General features: G+C 37.2%; 24 protein-coding genes and 1 tRNA gene. 15 read left to right on the top strand and 10 right to left on the bottom strand.

Annotated elements, in window-relative coordinates; translation table 11 throughout:
- The first annotated feature begins 9 nt into the window (after positions 1–9).
- The 9 genes from DF947_RS05475 to DF947_RS05515 all read left to right on the top strand — a co-directional run bounded on the left by DF947_RS05475 (position 10) and on the right by DF947_RS05515 (position 4825).
- Positions 10–336 carry a hypothetical protein gene (locus DF947_RS05475; RefSeq protein WP_109928704.1) on the top strand — a complete coding sequence of 109 codons (327 nt, stop codon included), beginning with the start codon at positions 10–12 and terminating at the stop codon, positions 334–336.
- A gap of 84 nt (positions 337–420) precedes the next feature.
- On the top strand, positions 421–1482 hold the full coding sequence (locus tag DF947_RS05480) for a type I restriction endonuclease (RefSeq protein WP_109928705.1): 1062 nt from the start codon (positions 421–423) through the stop codon (positions 1480–1482).
- 90 nt (positions 1483–1572) lie between these two features.
- Positions 1573–1950 carry an HNH endonuclease gene (locus DF947_RS05485; protein ID WP_205940744.1) on the top strand — a complete coding sequence of 126 codons (378 nt, stop codon included), beginning with the start codon at positions 1573–1575 and terminating at the stop codon, positions 1948–1950.
- The gene (locus DF947_RS05490) at positions 1943–2332 is read left to right on the top strand and encodes a hypothetical protein (protein ID WP_109928706.1); all 390 of its coding nucleotides are present in this window, start codon (positions 1943–1945) and stop codon (positions 2330–2332) included. Before DF947_RS05485 ends, DF947_RS05490 begins: the two co-directional genes overlap by 8 nt.
- A 20-nt stretch (positions 2333–2352) precedes the next feature.
- A complete protein-coding gene (locus DF947_RS22185; RefSeq protein WP_158526233.1) occupies positions 2353–2517 on the top strand; it encodes a hypothetical protein in 165 nt (54 codons plus the stop codon).
- Entirely contained in the window at positions 2518–3504 is a 987-nt protein-coding gene (locus DF947_RS05500; RefSeq protein ID WP_109928708.1) for a DUF4407 domain-containing protein, read from the top strand. It begins immediately after the preceding gene.
- 45 nt (positions 3505–3549) lie between these two features.
- Positions 3550–3759 (top strand): hypothetical protein, encoded by a 210-nt coding sequence (locus DF947_RS05505; RefSeq protein WP_109928709.1) that lies wholly within the window; start codon positions 3550–3552, stop codon positions 3757–3759.
- Positions 3747–4271: a thermonuclease family protein gene (locus DF947_RS05510; protein ID WP_240615321.1), complete on the top strand. Its 525-nt coding sequence runs from the start codon at positions 3747–3749 to the stop codon at positions 4269–4271. The genes DF947_RS05505 and DF947_RS05510 overlap by 13 nt, the downstream gene beginning before the upstream one ends.
- Positions 4272–4378: 107 nt before the next feature.
- Entirely contained in the window at positions 4379–4825 is a 447-nt protein-coding gene (locus DF947_RS05515; RefSeq protein ID WP_109928711.1) for a pyridoxamine 5'-phosphate oxidase family protein, read from the top strand.
- Between the two features lie 43 nt (positions 4826–4868).
- On the opposite strand, the gene DF947_RS05520 is transcribed toward DF947_RS05515, so the two are convergent.
- Positions 4869–5306: a hypothetical protein gene (locus tag DF947_RS05520; RefSeq protein WP_146202873.1), complete on the bottom strand. Its 438-nt coding sequence runs from the start codon at positions 5304–5306 to the stop codon at positions 4869–4871.
- Positions 5307–5572: 266 nt separating this feature from the next.
- Here DF947_RS05520 and DF947_RS05525 point away from each other — a divergent pair, with 266 nt between their 5' ends.
- Positions 5573–5839 carry a hypothetical protein gene (locus DF947_RS05525; protein ID WP_109928713.1) on the top strand — a complete coding sequence of 89 codons (267 nt, stop codon included), beginning with the start codon at positions 5573–5575 and terminating at the stop codon, positions 5837–5839.
- Between the two features lie 69 nt (positions 5840–5908).
- On the opposite strand, the gene DF947_RS05530 is transcribed toward DF947_RS05525, so the two are convergent.
- Positions 5909–6442, bottom strand: a complete 534-nt coding sequence (locus tag DF947_RS05530; RefSeq protein WP_109928714.1) for an OmpA family protein — start codon at positions 6440–6442, stop codon at positions 5909–5911.
- Between the two features lie 189 nt (positions 6443–6631).
- On the opposite strand from DF947_RS05530, the gene DF947_RS05535 reads away from it, so the two are divergent.
- Positions 6632–7036 (top strand): RNA polymerase sigma factor, encoded by a 405-nt coding sequence (locus DF947_RS05535; protein WP_109928715.1) that lies wholly within the window; start codon positions 6632–6634, stop codon positions 7034–7036.
- Between the two features lie 7 nt (positions 7037–7043).
- Positions 7044–7652: a cupin domain-containing protein gene (locus DF947_RS05540; protein WP_109928716.1), complete on the top strand. Its 609-nt coding sequence runs from the start codon at positions 7044–7046 to the stop codon at positions 7650–7652.
- Between the two features lie 264 nt (positions 7653–7916).
- Here DF947_RS05540 and DF947_RS05545 read toward each other — a convergent pair whose 3' ends face one another.
- The 3 genes from DF947_RS05545 to DF947_RS05555 all read right to left on the bottom strand — a co-directional run bounded on the left by DF947_RS05545 (position 7917) and on the right by DF947_RS05555 (position 10672).
- Positions 7917–8813 carry a helix-turn-helix domain-containing protein gene (locus DF947_RS05545; protein WP_109928717.1) on the bottom strand — a complete coding sequence of 299 codons (897 nt, stop codon included), beginning with the start codon at positions 8811–8813 and terminating at the stop codon, positions 7917–7919.
- A gap of 69 nt (positions 8814–8882) precedes the next feature.
- On the bottom strand, positions 8883–9887 hold the full coding sequence (locus tag DF947_RS05550; RefSeq protein WP_109928718.1) for an aldo/keto reductase: 1005 nt from the start codon (positions 9885–9887) through the stop codon (positions 8883–8885).
- Positions 9888–10066: 179 nt separating this feature from the next.
- Positions 10067–10672, bottom strand: a complete 606-nt coding sequence (locus tag DF947_RS05555) for a GIN domain-containing protein (RefSeq protein WP_109929194.1) — start codon at positions 10670–10672, stop codon at positions 10067–10069.
- Positions 10673–10922: 250 nt separating this feature from the next.
- Between DF947_RS05555 and DF947_RS05560 the strand changes: the two genes are divergently transcribed.
- Positions 10923–12734 carry a glycoside hydrolase family 2 protein gene (locus DF947_RS05560; RefSeq protein ID WP_109929195.1) on the top strand — a complete coding sequence of 604 codons (1812 nt, stop codon included), beginning with the start codon at positions 10923–10925 and terminating at the stop codon, positions 12732–12734.
- A 74-nt stretch (positions 12735–12808) separates the two neighbouring features.
- Here DF947_RS05560 and DF947_RS05565 read toward each other — a convergent pair whose 3' ends face one another.
- The 3 genes from DF947_RS05565 to metG all read right to left on the bottom strand — a co-directional run bounded on the left by DF947_RS05565 (position 12809) and on the right by metG (position 15906).
- Positions 12809–13498, bottom strand: coding sequence for a hypothetical protein (locus DF947_RS05565; protein WP_109928719.1), 690 nt, complete (start codon positions 13496–13498; stop codon positions 12809–12811).
- A gap of 157 nt (positions 13499–13655) precedes the next feature.
- Positions 13656–13727, bottom strand: a tRNA-Arg gene (locus DF947_RS05570).
- Positions 13728–13797: 70 nt separating this feature from the next.
- On the bottom strand, positions 13798–15906 hold the full coding sequence (gene metG / locus DF947_RS05575) for a methionine--tRNA ligase (protein WP_109928720.1): 2109 nt from the start codon (positions 15904–15906) through the stop codon (positions 13798–13800).
- 41 nt (positions 15907–15947) lie between these two features.
- Here metG and DF947_RS05580 point away from each other — a divergent pair, with 41 nt between their 5' ends.
- Together DF947_RS05580 and DF947_RS05585 are read left to right on the top strand one after the other, a co-directional pair.
- Entirely contained in the window at positions 15948–16847 is a 900-nt protein-coding gene (locus DF947_RS05580) for a S66 peptidase family protein (protein WP_109928721.1), read from the top strand.
- Positions 16848–16849: 2 nt separating this feature from the next.
- The gene (locus DF947_RS05585; protein ID WP_109928722.1) at positions 16850–17257 is read left to right on the top strand and encodes a DoxX family protein; all 408 of its coding nucleotides are present in this window, start codon (positions 16850–16852) and stop codon (positions 17255–17257) included.
- A gap of 76 nt (positions 17258–17333) precedes the next feature.
- Here DF947_RS05585 and DF947_RS05590 read toward each other — a convergent pair whose 3' ends face one another.
- Together DF947_RS05590 and DF947_RS05595 are read right to left on the bottom strand one after the other, a co-directional pair.
- Entirely contained in the window at positions 17334–18002 is a 669-nt protein-coding gene (locus DF947_RS05590; protein WP_109928723.1) for a hypothetical protein, read from the bottom strand.
- A gap of 43 nt (positions 18003–18045) precedes the next feature.
- Entirely contained in the window at positions 18046–18549 is a 504-nt protein-coding gene (locus DF947_RS05595) for a hypothetical protein (RefSeq protein WP_146202874.1), read from the bottom strand.
- Positions 18550–18557: the final 8 nt, after the last annotated feature.

Raw genomic sequence — 18557 nt, forward strand, 5'->3', positions numbered from 1 at the left:
TTGCTATATATGAAAAATACTTTAACCGTAATTTTATTCTTTTTCGCACTCGGGAGTGCCCGTGCACAAAAACAAAATGTAAAAACCTTCCAGCTAATGAAGCCTGGATTTAACACCAAAGAAATAGGTGGAACAATTTCCGAAGTTTACACCACTCAGCGTTACGGCAAAACATTTTGGTGGGTAAAAATAGGTAAAGACACAATCCTTTATGTTTGGTACAATGATCTTGATACCGCAACAATGAAAGTGGGCGTAACCCGAAAATTTTATTCCATTAAGCGCTTAGATGGTAATCTGTGGAAAAAGGAAAAATCTGAAGGGCCGATAAAATAAATTTTCGTTTACGGTTTCCCGTAATAAAAGCAAACAGCACCTGTATACTTTTGAGTAACAAACCACTCTATTTATTTACAGGCTATGGATCTTAAACTAAAGTTAGAACAACTTCACCAGCGGGTAGTCGGATTGAAAGATCAGATTAATACCGAAGAGGCCACAAAGAACGCTTTCGTAATGCCGTTCATCCAAATTTTGGGTTATGATATTTTTAACCCAACTGAAGTTATTCCAGAGCACATCTGCGATATCGGCACCAAAAAAGGCGAAAAGGTAGATTACGTAATCCGTAAAAACAACGAGCCGATTCTGATCTTCGAATGCAAACATTGGAAAGAGAATGCCGATGCACACAATTCTCAGTTGCACAGATATTATCATGTATCAAAAGCAAGATTCGGCGTACTTACCAATGGTACGGTTTATAACTTTTATACAGATTTGGAAAAGCCAAACATCATGGACGAGAAACCTTTCTTAACCATTGATATTGAAGACCTGAAAGACAATGCGATTAAGATTTTAGAAAGTTTTACCAAAACCGAATATAACCTAGAAACCATTTTAGATTCGGCTGAAGGTTTAAAATACATAAAAGCCATTAGAAAAGAATTCGAAAAAGAAGTTGATAATCCTTCTGATGAGCTGGTAAAATTATTGGTGAACCGTTTTTTTGATAAGCCCTTAACAGCAAACCGAATGTTGGCTTTTAAAGAATATTCGCGAAAAGCACTGGCCATTTCCATTAACGAATCCATTAGCGATCGCTTAAAATCCGCGTTAAATATTAACGAAAAAATTGAGAAAATAGACGATTCAAAATCAAGCCCAATTATAGACAACGAAGTGTCCAAAATTATTACAACTGATGAGGAACTGGAAGCCTTCCAAATTGTGAAAGCCATTTTGCGAGAAAAAATTCCATCTCATCGCATTGCGCCAAGAGATACACAATCTTATTTCGGTGTACTCCTCGATGATAATAATCGCAAACCGATCTGCAGATTTAATTTCAATACTGCAAATAAATACCTAGAAACTTTTGCCAATGGAAAAGATGCAGGAGAAAAAATACAGCTCAATAACTTAGACGAGCTCTACAATTTCCGAAGCCAATTGCATCAATCCATCGATCAATATTAAACGCAATCACCGTTAGCGCTCAGCTCTCAGAAAAATGTAGGGGTTGCCTCCTGGTTAGTAGTTCCGGTAAGGCAATCCCGCATTTTGGAAATGAGAAAACCATCTCTAGAATATCATCAACTTATTACCAAAAATATGGCTCTCTATAGAAGATTTACTAATAACGAAACTAATTCGAAAGCAATTATCATTAATGCCCCTGAACAACATGGATCTTATGGTGCATTATTATTTGACAAAAGATGGAAAGATAAGAGAGCAATTATATTAATGAGAGATAACAATCAATGTGTTATTTGCGAAAACAATAATGATTTAGAAGTTCATCATAGACAGTATAGGTTCATAAAAGAATTAAAAAAATTCTGTGCACCATGGGAATATCCGGATAAGATATTGATTACTCTTTGCAATTCATGCCATCAACGTGGCCATTCCAAATTTAAAGTACCTGTAATTTATGTTTAAAATTTTCAGTAACGACAAGGCAAAAAATATGCCTTCAAATCAATTCCAAGCTTCAGATGCAACCAATCAATTAACTAAGATTGACATTCCAGAAAATGTGTTTATTGAAAAAGAAGTAGGCTCATTTGGTGAAAACAATGAATCAAAAATAAAGAAGCCCGAAAGCACTATTGAGTCGCTTTTTGATTTCCTAGATAAAAATCATGAAACAAAGGGTTATGAAGATGCCTTAATGAATCCTGACGTCAAGCATCTAAATCAGAATGTGGACGCTTTAAACAATCAACTAGAGAGACTATTAGAAGAGTTAAAACCTTTTATGAGGATTTTATTAAGGAGATTGATTTTCACATTGATAGTAGATCACGAAATGGAATGGTAGATATTGTTGATGAATTAAAAATGAAAAGAAGCATCGCTGAAAGTCATATTCAAAAAGTTTTTGAAATGGAAATAGAACATCAAAAGAACGTCGGTGATAGTCGAGGTATGATTATAAGCTATACCAGAGGATTTATGAATGGACTTTCGGCAATTTCACATTATAGTATTTTAAAAAGATTTTAGATGAGAGCATTTCAAATTTGGTGGCTTAAAATAAGTTGCTTTTTAACGGGTTATAACTATTATATCTTAAGTAATTGTAGCGAAGTATCAATTCGAAAGGTAAAAAAATACACTGCTGCGCTACTAATCATTTCAGTTGTTTGGTCCTTTGTTGGATTCTGTTTTTGTTCACGTTATATTAAATTAGGAGTATCTGGAAGTATTTTAGGCTCAATTATTTCCGTTCTTATCATTCTTCAAATTGAAAGGCAGATTCTGTTAATTGATAAAACGAACAACATACTTAAAGCAACCCGTATCGGGTTGGCAATACTAATGGCGATCATCGGTTCATTAATAATAGATCAATTGATTTTTAAAGATGATATTGATAAAACAAAAATCGCTATAAATCAGCAAAAAGTTAATTCGCTTATGTCAACCAAGACAAAAGAAATAACAAATCAGATCTCTGCATTCAATGACGCTATAAGAATGAAGGAAAATGAACGTAAAATACTTATCGAAGATATTAATAAAAATCCGAACATAAGTATTATCGAAACATCGTCAAACATGATTCCCGTAACTAAGCAGACTACAGATAGCCTTAAAAGATCAACTACAAATACAGTCCTAAAAAGAACAACTTCCACTAATGTAAGAGTTATTCCAAATCCTAAGACACAGCAACTTCCAGAAATATATAATCAACTTAAAGAGCTGAATGTGCAAAAGGGTTCTAAAGAAACTATGCTGTTAAATGTAAAAGCGAATCTAGAAAAAGAAGTTCAAAGTAAAGTGGGTTTCTTAGATGAATTGACAATTATGTTCAGCATAATTAGAAATTCAATAATTGCAGGTGTAGTATATTTAATATGGTTTATTTTTCTCCTTCTTCTTGAATTATTAGTGTTAATTGGAAAATCAAATGATTCAGAATCTGATTATGACAAAACAATACAAAAACAAATGGAAATACATTTAAGAAAAATACAGTTACTTTAATAAAAATCAGTACAAAAATCTATTTTAAAAATAATCTCATCCCAAATGAAAACCCTCTCTTTATTATTCCTTTTCCTTATCAGTGCTACCTGTAAAGAAACTAAAACCGTTTATGTTTGCAACAGCGAAGGCGCTAAAAAATATCATTATAAATCTAGTTGTCGTGGCTTAAGCAATTGCCAATATAAAATTTTAGAAACAACATTAGATAAGGCCAAGAAAGATGGCAAAACTTTATGTGGATGGGAAAAATAATACCGCTGGTTTTATTTCTCTTTTTTACGCCTGTATTGTGTAAGAAAGAGATTGATCAAGCGGTCCAGGTTAACTTAAAAAATCAGACATTCAGTGCCAAGGTAATTCGCATATTGGATGGTGATACCATGGAGGTTTTGTATAAAAATAATCCCATCAAAATCCGTTTGGCCCATATAGATTGTCCAGAAAAAAGAGGTGCTCAACCCTTTGGTAACCATGCAAAAAAAGCTTTGTCTGATTTATGTTTCGGGCAAAAGGTTACAATTTTCGGTCAAAAATACGATCGTTATAAAAGATTAATCGCAGTGGTACAAAACAGCAAAAAACAAATTGTAAATCAGGAAATGATTAAGCAGGGCATGGCTTGGCATTTTAAGAAATACTCTACTGATCCACTTTATGCCCAATTGGAAATAAACGCCAGAAAGAACAAGATCGGCTTATGGCACGATGCTAAACCGACACCGCCATGGGAGTGGAGAAAACCCAGGCACGGCCTTACCGAATAAAAAAGCCATTTAGTTTTAAATTTGATCTACATTCCATTTTAAAATGATTACAATCATTTATTTTGAGCCCAGTTACTCGCATATTTATTGAATCAAATTACAAGGTTATGTTAGGCGATTTAAATAAAGGAGAACTCATTGAGTTTCTAGAAAAACAGGTAATCGGCAGATTGGGTTGCCATGCAAATGGCGAAACTTATGTGGTGCCCATTAACTATGTGTATAAAGATAATGCCATTTACGGGCATTCTGGAAATGGAAAAAAAATCGACATGATGCGCATCAATCCAAAGGTTTGCTTCGAAGTGGATGAGATCATCGACACCTTTAGATGGACGAGCGCCATACTTAATGGAAATTTTATAGAATTGTTTGGGGAAGAAAGGCAACAGGCCATGCAGGGAATTATTCATAGAATTATGCCTTTAACAGATCGGCCTTCGGAAGAACCATCCCACGGGATAAATCCCGAAAAGCACAATCAAATTATTGTGTATAAAATCGTTCTAACATCGGTTAGTGGAAAGTACGAATCGCATTTCGATTATATTTAGGGAGGACTGAGTATTTAGATTTTGTGCAAGATTTTAAACCTGATCAGAGCGGTCTCTTTTCAGCCGGCTTAAATTCCTTGCTCATAGAATTGTTTTCTAAGTCAATTTCAACAATGTAATTCCAGTTATCTAATTCCTCCGATTTCCAAAAATTGGTGAACTGAAATATTCTGGCATCATCATATTTAATATTTAACCGTTTATTTGCCCTCCAAATAATATCTAAATTCCTGGTATAATCTGCTACAAGTATTGGATGATCATGTTCAGTTATTTTTTTTCCACTGAGCAGGATATATACTTTGTTCCCGTCGGCTACAGTTGCACCACCGGTGGTTGCAATTAAAACCGCATCAATCTTTTTATCTGGTGAAGATATTATCTTTAAGATTTTTGAATGATCCAAATCCAGCACGTTATTATTGCACGAACCAAGAAGGAGCAGCACCAAAAACATTGCAATTAGTCTGATAGTCATCATACTTTAAAGGTAGGAAGAAAATGGATCTTTAACGAAGTATCAGTTTCCGTACTTGATATTTAGGCGCTTAACAATTTATCCTATTTGGATGGGGCATGGGGCGGTGTATTTTGTGCGGATATACATTAACTGTATTTGTAAAATAGTCTATAGCGTCAGCTATTCCCATCGGAAGGGGAAAGGTTTTTTCCAACAACCTTTTCACTAAGCTTCAATTTAATATCTTTGCCCAAATTTTATTCGAAAAATAAAGCATAGCATATAGAATGAGCACTGAAAACGAGGATTTGGTAGCCAATTGGATCAAAGAAAATGGCAACCCGGCAATTGAAAAATTAACCCAGGTAAATTTGGAAACCGCTAGCAAGGTATCTTCATTTCTCGCCCAAAATGGAATGGATGCCCATGCACTTGCTCAGTTGGTAGATACGCAGATTTCGGAGGTAAATAAATGGCTAAATGGAAAACATAATTTTAGCGAAAAAACACTGGCTCAAATAACCACAACGCTAGAATCAAAAAAATCAGTGTAACGCATTTTTTTTCTCAACCACAAAAAAGCGCCCTAACAAACATCAGGACGCTTTTTTTGGTAAAAACAATTAGTTCTGCACCTTAATTTCAGTCCGCCTATTTAACATTCTGCCCTCCTCTGTGGCATTACTGCTCACAGGTTCTTTTTCGCCATGGCCTACAATGGTAAAAATAGAGGCATTTAATCCGGCATTTACAAAGTACGATTTAACGGCATTGGCCCGATCAATAGATAAGGACATATTATGCTCGGGAGTTCCTTCTGCCGATGAATGGCCGTTAAGTACAAATTTAGTATTCGGCGCCTTTTTCATTTCCATTACTGCTTTATCCAAAATCGGGAACGAAGACGTTTTTAAAACAAAGGAATTAAACTCAAACTGAATGTTATCCAAATTAAAATCGGGCTTTTCTACAGGTGCTGGTTTTTCAGGTTCTTTTTCCGGTACAGGCTCAGGCTTTTTTTCTTCAACGGGTGGTGCAGGTTTCGAAACTGGAGCTGGATCGGGTTTGGCAACAAGTTTCTTGGTTTTGCAAGAATATAACGTTAAGGTAGATAATCCGATGAGTGCTGTAAAAAAGAGATTTTTGGTCAAGTTCATATTTTAAGGGTTTAATTTGATGCTTCCAAATACGAAGCAGTTTATAATTACACTTATAACGGTACATTTTATAAGAACTTGTGTTTAAGTTAAATTTTGAAAAGCTATAAATCAGCTAAATAAAATTGTATATGATCAATTTGTCGGGATTTTGTTATCTTTAAAAACCGCTAAATACCTCGTTATAAAATGATTGGTGAAGAAGATCTTAAAAAGCTGATGCAATCGCAAAACGAAGGTTTTCAGTCGGCGCTTTACGAACAATATCGCTGTCAGGTTTATGGCCGGTTTATTTCGTTTTGCAAAGATAAATCGATGGCGGTAGAATTAATGAGGCGGGTTTTTGAAAAGGCAGAACAGGAAATAAAAATTACGGGTGCGATAAAAGGCAAAATATCGATCTGGCTGTTGCGGATTTCCAGAAACATATCACGCGAATACCTATTGGATTATTCAATTAAGAAAAGCATTGCAGAGCGTTGCCCGGTGCAATTGGTACTTTGTGAGGGATTTAACCCGAAAGAGGCCGCGGGATTATTGGGAATTAGTCTTGTTGAGGTTATGGATAAATTAAGAAATCGTTTGAGGGAATAATATCGGAATGGATTTAGCAGAATTTTTTAAAAGTGGCATATTAGAACTCTACCTACTAGGCAGTCTTAATCTTGAAGAGGCGGCGCTTATGGAACAAATGTGTTTAAAACATCCTGTCGAAATCTCTGCAGAAATTAAGGCATTGGAATACTTTTTTGAGCAAGATGCTTTACAGAATGCGATAAAACCAAGTTTCGCCTTAGATAAAAAAATGGAAGTTGTTTTTGCCAACTTAGAACTGGAACATCAAATGTCTATAGATCGGCTTCCATTGATAAACCCATTTTCTAATCCAAATGCATGGTTAGAATTGATCTCTTCTTATTTGCCCAAAGAACATAAACTTACCGAACGGTTTGGAAAAATCCTCCGCAATACAGATGGTGTGATGCAAATGCTGGTGGTTTCTGAAACGGATATAGACGAAGAGGTACACGAAGATTTGGAAGAAAGTTTTCTAATTTTAAAAGGAACCTGCACGTGCACCATAGGCGAAACTTCTTTTAACATGGGTCCGGGCGATTTTATGCAAATCCCGCTTCACGAGCCACATACCGTTACACTGACCTCTCCCTCGGTTACCGCAATATTGCAACACGTAACTGTTCCGGTTTAATCAATTGTTTTGTAAAAACCATTAGCTTAATCGTTATTTCAACATAGCGGGGAATTTCAATGTTGTTAAATTATTTCTCCTGTAGATTACAAATCCGCAGTTCTTAAGGACGAGATTATAAAATCTCAACCAGCGGACCTCATGCCGTTAAACTATGTTTTCCTGTGGATTACAAATCCACAGTTCTTAAGGACGAGATTACAAATCTCGACCAGCGGGGAACAAGGGATGTAGTGATAAAGGACTTTTATAAAAAATCTTTTCCTAATTAAAAGCCTGCCTAAATTCCAATGGCGAAAGCTTCGTTTTCTTTTTAAAAAGAGCACTAAAAGATTGCGCATGCTCAAAACCAAGCGCATAAGCAATTTCACTAATCGATAATCCCGTTGTGGCCAATTTTTCCTTTGCTTTCTCAATCAGTTTTTCATGAATGTGCTGTTGGGTATTCTGCCCGGTATGTACCCGCAACAAATCACTCAGATAATTGGGCGAAAGGTTCATTAAACCGGCAACATGCTGAACAGTAAGCAAACCTTGCCCCTCTGTCGCTTGCGCATCAAAATAATCGTGCAATAGTTGTTCAAACTTTGCCAGCAATTGGTGATTGTTGTTCTTTCGGGTAATAAACTGCCGTTCATAAAAGCGATTGGAATAATTAAGCAGAAGCTCTATCTGCGAAAGAATAATTTCTTGAGTATGCCGATCAATATGAGCGCATTCCTTATTAATTTTATCCAGGATCGTCATCAGGTTTTCTTCTTCTTCGGCCGATAAATGCAAGGCCTCGTTCACCGCATAAGAGAAAAAGCCATAATTGTTTATCGCCGAAGCAAGCGGGTGCTTTAACAAAAAATCAGGATGAAAAATTAATAGATAACCCGAACCACATTCCGTGGCCTGTAAATCAAGATATTGAACCTGATTGGGCGCCGTAAAACTCAACACGCCTTTATCATAATCATAATGTTGCTGGCCGTATCTTATTTTGCCCGTCGCTTCACGCTTTAAGGCAACACAATAAAAACGGTTTACAAAACCTTTCCAAATCTCATCTTCCAGAAAAATACAATGGTCTAAATTAATTACGCTCACCAAGGGGTGCAAGGGTTCTGGCAGAGACAGCAAACGGTGAAACTGGGAAATGGATTGTATGGTGTTCATGTTACTAATTTAAGGATAAAGGAAAATAGAATTACGGTTGCATGGTCAAAAAATGCAACCGTGTAAAATTTAGTCGATCAGCCTCATGCTAAATTCATCATAAGGTTTACCCGTATCTGTTCCCAAGGGTACAATACTTTCCAGTTGGGCTAAATCGGCATCGTTTAGTACAATAGCTGTTGAGGCCAAATTCTGCTCCAGGTATTTTCTTCTTTTTGTTCCAGGAATCGGCAAAATGCCCTTACTCATTATCCAAGCTAAAGCCAGTTGCGAAGGAGTGATGTTTTTCTGCTTGGCCAAAGTTTCAATCGCTTCTACCAATTGGATGTTTTTATGAAAATGAGCTTCCTGGAAACGCGGAATCGCTCTTCTGAAATCATTTTCGGGCAAATCATCTATGCTTTTAATGTGACCCGATAAAAATCCCCTGCCCAATGGCGAATAGGCTACAAAACCAATGCCTAAGGTTTTTAAAGTCTCCAATACGCCGCGTTCTTCAACCGTTCTTTCAAACAAAGAATATTCGCTCTGCACCGCAGTTACTGGATGAACGGCATGCGCCCTACGCACCGTTTCCGATGAAACTTCCGATAAACCAATGTAGCCAATCTTCCCTTCTTTAACCAGCTCGGCCATGGCACCAACTGTTTCCTCAATGGGTGTATTTTTATCCAAGCGATGCATATAATACAGATCGATGTAATCAGTGTTCAGGTTTTTAAGCGAGCGCTCAACTGCTTTTTTAACATAGTCCTTTTTACCATTAATGGCCCAGGTTACTTTGTTTTGATCGTTAATTTCCCATCCAAACTTTGTGGCGATGGTGTATTCATTGCGCTTTCCGGCAATGGCTTTGGCTAGGAGCTGTTCGTTTTTAAAAGGGCCATATAAATCGGCAGTATCCAAAAAATTTCCGCCCAGTTCTAACGAACGGTGAATGGTTGCAATTGCTTCCTGCTCATCGGCCGGCCCGTACATGTGTGCGTCTTCAAAACCCGTCATGCCCATACAGCCTAAACCCATTTGGGCAACCCTTAGGCCTTCACTACCCAATGCTATCTTTTTAATGTCCATAAATTTTGCTCTTTTTATGATACAAAATTGCAAAAGGCAACTCGGCTCCATGTATGCAAAGTCACGAATGCTGTATGCAAAACAAGGAATTTAAAAAAGCCAGACCATAAATGGGATGCCGTTAAACAAAAAAAGCTACCCAATTGGGCAGCTGTATGTTTTTCGAAGCAATAGAATTTCTATTTTGATAATACCATGGCGGTTTTATCGGCCATCAAATCTTCAGATGCGAAAGACTCTGATCTTGCACTTGCAAAATTGTTCAGTTTAACATTTCTCATATTGCTGGCTACCAGGGTACTGTGTAAGGCTGTACCGTTTAATTTAAGTACTGCATCTTCTTTAACAATGGTGTATAAACTACTGGTAGTGGTTTTAATTTTTGCGGTTGCGCTTTGGTATAAGAACAGTTGCAGGTATTTAACATCGAAGTTATTGGTGGTTACCACAACCGATTGTCCGTAAGCTTCAATGCGCTCCAAATCTTTAAGGGTAATGTTTAGGGTTACCTGTTGGGTTTCCATCGAGTTGATGTACAAGCTTCCACCTTTACTAATTACGGAAGTTTTTTCGGCATCGTAATTCTCAGAACCGTTAATGCTTTCCTGATCGCCCTGGGTAAGTACCACCTTTACATTCCCGCTTACCCAGATTCGGTTTACGTTTTTGATGGAAGAAGTTTTTACCAATGGTGCAGGTTCTGCTGCGAAAGTAGTGGTTGCTGATGAAGCAAATAATACAACTGTTAATGCTGTTGCGAATACTGTTTTGGCTAATGTTTTCATGACTGTATGTTTTAAGTTTCTTTTTGTTTTCTGTTTATAAGACGACACGAACTTCAAAACGTTGCAGGCACAAGGCCGTTATTATACCAGAAGCATAACCTTATAGACCAACGCCCGTAATTTCTCGACCAATGGGCATTAATGCATAGAACCTTTGCGATGAAAATAAAAATCCACGCAAGATAAATCGATTTAGTTTTCAAAATTGGTATCTTAGGGTTTTATGTTTAAGGGAAATATCATAAACACAATGAAAAACACCAAGTATCTAACCATCTTCTTTTCAATTCTGTTAAGCTTGGCTTACCTAGGAAATGCTTATGGACAGACAGCCAAATTACCTACTAAATGGACCTTTGAGGCCATGAAAGCCAATGGTCCTTTTTCTGATTATCCACGCCCGCAACTCGTGCGTAAGGAATGGATGTCGTTAAATGGGAAATGGGATTATATTGGTGGAAAGGATAAAACAACTGCTTTAAATCCAAAATCGGCCATAACATTTGCAGAAAAACCAGAACAGATTCTTGTACCATATTGCCCCGAATCCGTAATATCGGGAATTGAGCGGAAGCAGGAAATTAATATGTGGTACCGCAAAACCTTTGAAATCCCAAAAAGCTGGAAGGGCAAACAGATTCTGATAAATTTCGAAGCGGTGGATCATGATGCTACCCTATTTGTAAATGGAAAAAAGGCTGGCTCGCACTCAGGTGGTTACGATTCTTTTTCTTTTGACATTACCTCGCTTTTAAACGCGGGCAAGAATACCTTAATTCTTGCGGCACATGATCCTAATGATGGGAGAACGCCCTCGGGCAAGAATGGCCCACGGGGAGACTATACTTTTAGCTCAGGCATTTGGCAAGGCGTGTGGATGGAACCGATTGATCGGAATTACATCAAAAATATTAAGCTGCTTCCCGATCTTGAAAACAGTAGACTTAAAGTTTTGGTAGAGGCGGGTTCGGCTTCGGTTACGGCCATAGCCCAAAACGGAAAGGAAATTGTTGCGCAGGCCGATGGATTTGCTGGTACGGCATTTTACCTCCCGATCAAAAATCCTAAATTGTGGTCGCCAGATGACCCTTTTTTATATGATTTAAAAATTAGAATCAAGGATAATAAGGGTATGATTACAGATGAAGTGAACAGCTATTTCGGCATGCGGGAGATTAAGCTGGGCAAAGTAGGCGGCGTAATCAGGCCTTTGCTAAATGGAAGGTTTATGATGCAGGTTGGCCTACTGGATCAGGGTTATTGGCCCGATGGGATTTTGACCGCCCCTACAGAAGAAGCGCTTAAATCGGATATCGAGTTTACCAAAAAAGCGGGATTCAACCTGATTAGAAAGCATATGAAAACCGAGCCCAAGCGCTTTTATTATTGGGCAGATAAACTGGGGATGCTGATTTGGCAGGATATGCCTGCGATGTGGTATCAGCATGAAGATACCGCAAAAACTCGCCCTGCATTTAGAAAAGAACTCAAAGCGATTATAGATGATCATTACAATTCTCCTTCGATTATAACCTGGGTACCATTTAACGAAAACTGGGGTGCTTTCGATGTGCCCGAAATTACCGATTGGGTAAAAAAATATGATCCATCCAGACTGGTTAATGGAAATTCGGGCTTTAATAATAATCCGGGATATCAGAAAGCCGCAGGAGATCCCAAAAATGGAGACTTTGTAGATACCCATATTTACATAGGTCCATACGATGCCTCTGTACCAGATGGTAAAAGGGCAGCTTCGTTAGGTGAGTTTGGTGGTGTGGGACTTTTTGTTCGGAACCACATGTGGCCAGTGGAAAACAATGCCTATGGTTATGAGCCAACCAAAACTGCTTTAACCGATAAATATGTACTGTTGATGACTCAAGTTGAACAACTTATGAAATACAAAGGTTTAAGTGTTGCAGTTTACACGCAAACCACCGATGTAGAACATGAAATAAATGGCCTTTTAACTTATGACCGTGCCGTGGAAAAAATGGAAATCGAAAGGGTTAGCGAAATTAACAAGGCAATTATTGAAGAGGGTAAAAAGCTCCAGTAGTTTTAGGGTAAGGAGTAATTTTTGTCTCTTTTGATCTATAGTATTAAAGTTTTATTAAAAACATACTTAATAAACTATCTGATTTTCAATGAATCAATAATAAATATTTCTGGATTTATCTTTTCTTCGCTAACAGAAATAACCTCATAAGATTTACTGGATAAAATATTTTTGTGTGAACGATCAAAATGAATAGATTTAAAATCTAAATAATATGCTCCAGACTCATCAATAAAATTATTAAAAAACCCTAATTTCCAATTCTTAAAATGTTCTTTATTTATTGGTAAATATCCTCTTGAAAATGTAAAGGTTGTAGTTGTATAAGTCCTAACGCTTTTTTCGTCAAAACTTATATTAAGTTCAATGGTTTCGCACTCACGTAAAAATATTTTTTTATCCTGTTTTTTTACTTTAAAGCTGTCAAGTTTTCCTATCGAAGAATCTAGCCTTAACGAACGTAAAGTATCGGATGTATTATCAACAAACAACCTTAAGGGCTTGGAGCCGTTAAAATAATAATCTTTAACTATATGGAATTTTGAATTCTTCTCTGAATGAAAGGCTACATAATTTCCGCGAGAGAAATATAACCTCACAGTATCATCTACATCCACAGTTCCATCGCTAATTTTCTCAAGCTCGTGATATGTGATTACCCCTTCAAATTCTTTGACCTCTTTTTGCTTAGATTCTTGAACGGATTTACATCCAAACTGCAAAATAAAAATTGTTAAAAATAAAAATGAAAGATTTTTTAACATGATTACATTATTTTCTAGAAACTAATTAATAATAATCTAAAGTAATAAAATGACTAAGCAATTTTATACCATGGCTTTTTCGTTATCAATGCTTAGTATGATTACAACTAAAAAACAAAAGCCCTCAGATTTTCATCCAAAGGCTTGGTAGTTTTAGTGGTCCCGACGAGAATCGAACTCATATCTAAAGTTTAGGAAACTTCTATTCTATCCGTTGAACTACGGGACCTTGCAATGCGAGCAAAGATAATAAAAAATCACATCAGCCTTTAAAACTGATTTTATTAAAAGAAATGTGATTATCTAATCACACTTCCTTCTTGAAATTTATCTACTGGTGCTACAAAAGTTAATTTGCCTGCTGCATTCTCGGCCATTAAAATCATCCCTTGGGATAAAATCCCCTTGATTTCGCGGGGAGCCAAGTTTACAATAATACTTACCTGTTTACCGATAATATCCTCGGGTTGATAGTGTTCTGCAATGCCAGAAACAACCGTACGCTCATCAACACCCGTGTTTACGGTAAGTTTTAAAAGTTTTTTGGTTTTAGCCACTTTTTCTGCAGCAACGATGGTGGCTACACGAATGTCCATTGCAGCGAAATCATCAAACTGGACATTCTCTTTAACAGGCAATGCTTCTGCCGTACCAGCGGCGTTACTTGCTTTGCTTTGATTTAATTTTTCGATCTGAAAATCAATTGCTGCATCTTCTATTTTATCGAACAGCAATACAGCTTCGCCAATTTCATGACCGCGTTTCAGCAGATTGATTCCGCCGGCAGCATCCCAGGTAAAGCCACCGCTTTTCAGCATCTTCATCAGCTTCTCTTCTGTAAAAGGCAAGAATGGTTCAATTAAAATCTGAAGGTTTGCTGCAATCTGTAACGAAATATTTAAGATGGTGCGCACCCGATCTTCATCTGTTTTGATCAGTTTCCAAGGCTCGGTTTCAGCAAGATATTTATTTCCCAAACGGGCAACATTCATCACTTCTGATAAGGCTTCTCTAAAACGATATTGTTCTATTGATGATGCTATTTTTGCTGGATAAGTAGCCAGCTCGTCGATTACTGCCTGATCTACAGGTGTAATTTCCATCATGGTGGGTACTATTCCATTAAAATATTTATGGGTAAGCACCACTACACGATTTACAAAGTTGCCAAAAATAGCAACCAGCTCATTATTGTTTCTGGCCTGAAAATCCTTCCAGGTAAAATCATTGTCTTTAGTTTCTGGAGCAGTTGCTGTTAATACATAACGCAGAACATCCTGCTTGCCTTCAAATTCTCTTAAATACTCGTTAAGCCAAACCGCCCAGTTTTTAGAAGTCGATATTTTTTGACCTTCTAAATTTAGAAACTCGTTTGCAGGCACATTATCGGCCAAGGTGTAATCGCCATGCGCCATAAGCATAGCCGGAAAAATGATGCAGTGGAATACGATATTATCCTTACCGATAAAATGAACCAATTTCGTTTCATCGCTTTTCCAATATTCTTCCCAATCGCATTTATCGCTTTCGAAATTACTGATGTAATACTCCTCTGCCTTTGGATTCCAAACATCGAGTTTGGCATAATTACAAAGTTCTTTAGTTGCCGAAATGTATCCAATCGGTGCATCAAACCAAACATATAAAACTTTACCGGCAGCATCGCGAAGTGGCACACGAACGCCCCAATCTAAATCGCGGGTCATGGCTCTAGGTTGCAGGCCGGCATTTAACCAGCTTTGGCACTGTCCGTAAACATTTGGTCGCCATTCTTTGTGGCTTTCAATATATTCGCGTAGTCGGGTTTCGTATTTCTCTAAAGGCAAAAACCAGTTTTTGGTTTCCTTAAGAATGGGTTTATCGCCAGAAAGCGTAGATTTTGGATTAATTAAATCTGTCGCATTCAAAGTTGTACCACAGTTTTCGCATTGATCGCCATACGCATTCTCGTTGCCACAGTTTGGGCAGGTTCCGGTAATGTATCGATCGGCCAGAAACTGTTTGGCTGTTGCATCGTAATACTGCTCGGTTATCTCTTCGGTAAACACACCTTTATCGTACAGGGTCTCAAAAAAATCGGCTGCAGTTTGATGGTGGGTTAAGGACGATGTACGGTGGTAAATATCAAAAGAAACGCCAAACTCTTTAAAAGAATCGCCGATAATTTTGTGGTATTTATCTACCACTTCTTGTGGGGTAATGCCTTCTCTTTTGGCTTTTAAAGTTATGGGCACTCCATTCTCGTCAGATCCGCAGATGAATTTTACATCGCGTTTGTTCGATCTTAAATAGCGGGCATAAATATCTGCAGGGATGTAAACGCCAGCCAAGTGCCCAATATGCACTGGTCCATTGGTGTATGGAAGTGCTGCCGTTACGGTATATCTTTTTATTTTACTATTATCCAAAACAATTTTTATTAATTTGGCAAAGATAAGTGTTTTGAAGAATGATTAAGCAGCCCCCGTATTTAAAAATAGGAGATAAGATTGCCTTGGTTTGTCCGGCAAAGAAATTACCCAAATCAATTGATTATGCCTTAACCGTTTTAAAAAGTTGGGGATTGGAAGTAATTATCGGCGATAGCGTTTACGCCAGTCACCACCAATTTGCCGGAACCGACACATTACGTACCAAAGATATTCAGCGTTTTTTGGATGATCCAACAATTAAAGCGATTATTTCTGGACGTGGCGGATATGGAACCATTCGGATAATTGATGAACTTGATTTTACCAAATTTGAACAAAACCCCAAATGGTTTGTTGGTTTTAGCGACATTACCGTACTACTTTCGCATATTATCGCAACCACCGGAATTCAATGTTTGCATGCCCAAATGCCTTATACTTTTGAAGATGCTACTCCAGCATCCTTATTATCGTTAAAGAAAACGTTATTCGGCGAAAAGGAAGCGTATTCTTATAAAAGTGTATTCAAAAACAAAACAGGCATTTGCGAAGGTGTATTAATTGGAGGGAATTTAACTTTGTTGTGCATGTTGCAGGGTTCGGTTTCTGAAATGGATTTTGAAAATAAAATTCTCTTTCTGGAAGATGTTGGAGAGCATGAATATAGCATTGATAGAATGCTGAGGATGTTAAAGCGTGCTGGAAAACTGAGCAAATTAAAAGGCTTGATTATCGGTGCGTTTAATGAAATAGCGGAAGAAAAGATTTCTTTTGGGCAAACAGCCGATGAAGTGATTTGGGAAATTGTTAAAGAATATGAGTTTCCAATTTGTTTTAATTTCCCTACGGGACATATAGACAATAATTTAAGCATGACTTTGGGCGCAACAGTAGAACTCGCAGTAGATACAAACACCGTAAATTTTAGATATTTATAACAATGGCAATTTTAGATAATTTAGGAAAATACCGCAATACAGGCTTACTTTTATTGCGCATCGGAATCGGAATTTTGTTTATCATCCACGGTTTTCCAAAACTTGCTGGGGGGCCAAGTGGCTGGAGAGGTTTAGGCGGCAGCATGAAAGTAATTGGAATAGATTTTCTGCCTATTTTTTGGGGCTTTATGGCGGCGGCAACAGAAACCTTTGGAGGTTTTCTTTTAATCGTTGGCTTGTTTTTCCGTCCGGCATGTAAACTTTTGGTTTTCACCATGATTATCGCTTCCTTGGTTCATTTTGCTAAGGGCGATGGGCTTCAAGGCGCAAGCCATGCGATTGAAATGGGTATTGTATTTTTTAGCTTAATTTTTATTGGCCCTGGAAAATATAGTGTAGATAAGAAGTAAGGGTATTTCTACTGTAACCAAAAGAAATTTAGTTATCAGTTAATCATCTCCGGGTAGCAACATGATGAAAATCTGATTATAGGCTTAAATAATACTTTAATAATTTTACCACATCCTGATCCTGTTTAAAATTGATCTTCTGATCTTTAAGGTATTTTTTTAATGTTTCCTCCTGATCTGATAATGCTGACAAAAAGCTATTTCGATCTTGTTTGAGTAGGATAGCCTTGTTGTCTTTCACTAAAATATAACTTGTTTCCTGAACAACAGTTTTTTCTATGTTTGCAGAATTATAAACCTGAGTTTCTAATATTTTCTTTTTTGTTCTTTTTAAAAGACGTAACTTTCCCGATAGCAGTTCTTCTGCAAAACGTAAGGCATCTGTTAAACCAATGGATTCCAAACGAATAAAGTTTATAGCATCTCCATTCTCCGTTAACATGCTAAATTTATCTATTTGATCTGTAATTTCTATAGCCGCTTTATCTTCATAGTTGGGCTTGAAGAGAATAATATCCTGTACTTGATCATAATTTAAATAGCCCTTTACATTTTTGATGTTTTTATTCGTAAAAGTTACCTCGCCTTTCAAAAAATTTTTATTGTAAAAGGGCGAACCGGATACCTGTACGTAACGCTGTTCGTTTACAGGCTTACCTCTAAAATCGGATAGAAATTGAGCAGAGCAATTCAATGTGCTTAAAAAAGCAGTAGTAGCGAGCAAAATATTTAGTAAATATTTCATAAGCAAAAAACTATCCTCCAAAAATGGAGGATAGTTAATAAATTTAGTTTCTAAGCGTTAATGTGAATGTTTTATAATTTTCACTAGGAAAAGTGTCGCCATTTCCTGTTAGTGTGAGCACTAATGGAAATGTTGCTGTACCTGTAACTGATCCTGGTATCATATCAACTAAAAGGTATCCTACCGAAGAGTTAGCAGGAATAGTTACTTTTGTAGATCCAACAGGTCTGAAATTATAGTGAGTACCCGCAACAGCTGTACTTGTACCAACCACGCTAAATCCCACTTCTGTTGCCGCAGCCCTTTGTGGCCCAACAAGCTGTACATAAATCGTATCAGTACCACGTGTATTTACGCTAGCTGTTCTTGATAATACTGCATTTGCAGTAACACCGGCTGGTTGTTTTGCCGTAACTCTACTGAGTAGGTGATTTTTAAATTCGATAACAGTTGGACCAGTATAAACCAATTCATCCTTTGGCATGCAACTTGTAAAAATTGTACAAATAGATGCAAATGCCAATCCGTATAATAATAATCTTTTCATCTTTTTCT

Origin of the sequence: Pedobacter paludis (assembly GCF_003173575.1) — a bacterium.
GTDB lineage: Bacteria > Bacteroidota > Bacteroidia > Sphingobacteriales > Sphingobacteriaceae > Pedobacter > Pedobacter paludis.

Bases quoted from the DNA above. Each gene is read 5' to 3' on its own strand.
- DF947_RS05475 (WP_109928704.1), top strand. From the start codon at position 10: ATGAAAAATACTTTAACCGTAATTTTATTCTTTTTCGCACTCGGGAGT.
- DF947_RS05480 (WP_109928705.1), top strand. From the start codon at position 421: ATGGATCTTAAACTAAAGTTAGAACAACTTCACCAGCGGGTAGTCGGA.
- DF947_RS05485 (WP_205940744.1), top strand. From the start codon at position 1,573: ATGAGAAAACCATCTCTAGAATATCATCAACTTATTACCAAAAATATG.
- DF947_RS05490 (WP_109928706.1), top strand. From the start codon at position 1,943: ATGTTTAAAATTTTCAGTAACGACAAGGCAAAAAATATGCCTTCAAAT.
- DF947_RS22185 (WP_158526233.1), top strand. From the start codon at position 2,353: ATGAAAAGAAGCATCGCTGAAAGTCATATTCAAAAAGTTTTTGAAATG.
- DF947_RS05500 (WP_109928708.1), top strand. From the start codon at position 2,518: ATGAGAGCATTTCAAATTTGGTGGCTTAAAATAAGTTGCTTTTTAACG.
- DF947_RS05505 (WP_109928709.1), top strand. From the start codon at position 3,550: ATGAAAACCCTCTCTTTATTATTCCTTTTCCTTATCAGTGCTACCTGT.
- DF947_RS05510 (WP_240615321.1), top strand. From the start codon at position 3,747: ATGGGAAAAATAATACCGCTGGTTTTATTTCTCTTTTTTACGCCTGTA.
- DF947_RS05515 (WP_109928711.1), top strand. From the start codon at position 4,379: ATGTTAGGCGATTTAAATAAAGGAGAACTCATTGAGTTTCTAGAAAAA.
- DF947_RS05520 (WP_146202873.1), bottom strand. From the start codon at position 5,306: ATGATGACTATCAGACTAATTGCAATGTTTTTGGTGCTGCTCCTTCTT.
- DF947_RS05525 (WP_109928713.1), top strand. From the start codon at position 5,573: ATGAGCACTGAAAACGAGGATTTGGTAGCCAATTGGATCAAAGAAAAT.
- DF947_RS05530 (WP_109928714.1), bottom strand. From the start codon at position 6,442: ATGAACTTGACCAAAAATCTCTTTTTTACAGCACTCATCGGATTATCT.
- DF947_RS05535 (WP_109928715.1), top strand. From the start codon at position 6,632: ATGATTGGTGAAGAAGATCTTAAAAAGCTGATGCAATCGCAAAACGAA.
- DF947_RS05540 (WP_109928716.1), top strand. From the start codon at position 7,044: ATGGATTTAGCAGAATTTTTTAAAAGTGGCATATTAGAACTCTACCTA.
- DF947_RS05545 (WP_109928717.1), bottom strand. From the start codon at position 8,813: ATGAACACCATACAATCCATTTCCCAGTTTCACCGTTTGCTGTCTCTG.
- DF947_RS05550 (WP_109928718.1), bottom strand. From the start codon at position 9,887: ATGGACATTAAAAAGATAGCATTGGGTAGTGAAGGCCTAAGGGTTGCC.
- DF947_RS05555 (WP_109929194.1), bottom strand. From the start codon at position 10,672: ATGAAAACATTAGCCAAAACAGTATTCGCAACAGCATTAACAGTTGTA.
- DF947_RS05560 (WP_109929195.1), top strand. From the start codon at position 10,923: ATGAAAAACACCAAGTATCTAACCATCTTCTTTTCAATTCTGTTAAGC.
- DF947_RS05565 (WP_109928719.1), bottom strand. From the start codon at position 13,498: ATGTTAAAAAATCTTTCATTTTTATTTTTAACAATTTTTATTTTGCAG.
- DF947_RS05580 (WP_109928721.1), top strand. From the start codon at position 15,948: ATGATTAAGCAGCCCCCGTATTTAAAAATAGGAGATAAGATTGCCTTG.
- DF947_RS05585 (WP_109928722.1), top strand. From the start codon at position 16,850: ATGGCAATTTTAGATAATTTAGGAAAATACCGCAATACAGGCTTACTT.
- DF947_RS05590 (WP_109928723.1), bottom strand. From the start codon at position 18,002: ATGAAATATTTACTAAATATTTTGCTCGCTACTACTGCTTTTTTAAGC.
- DF947_RS05595 (WP_146202874.1), bottom strand. From the start codon at position 18,549: ATGAAAAGATTATTATTATACGGATTGGCATTTGCATCTATTTGTACA.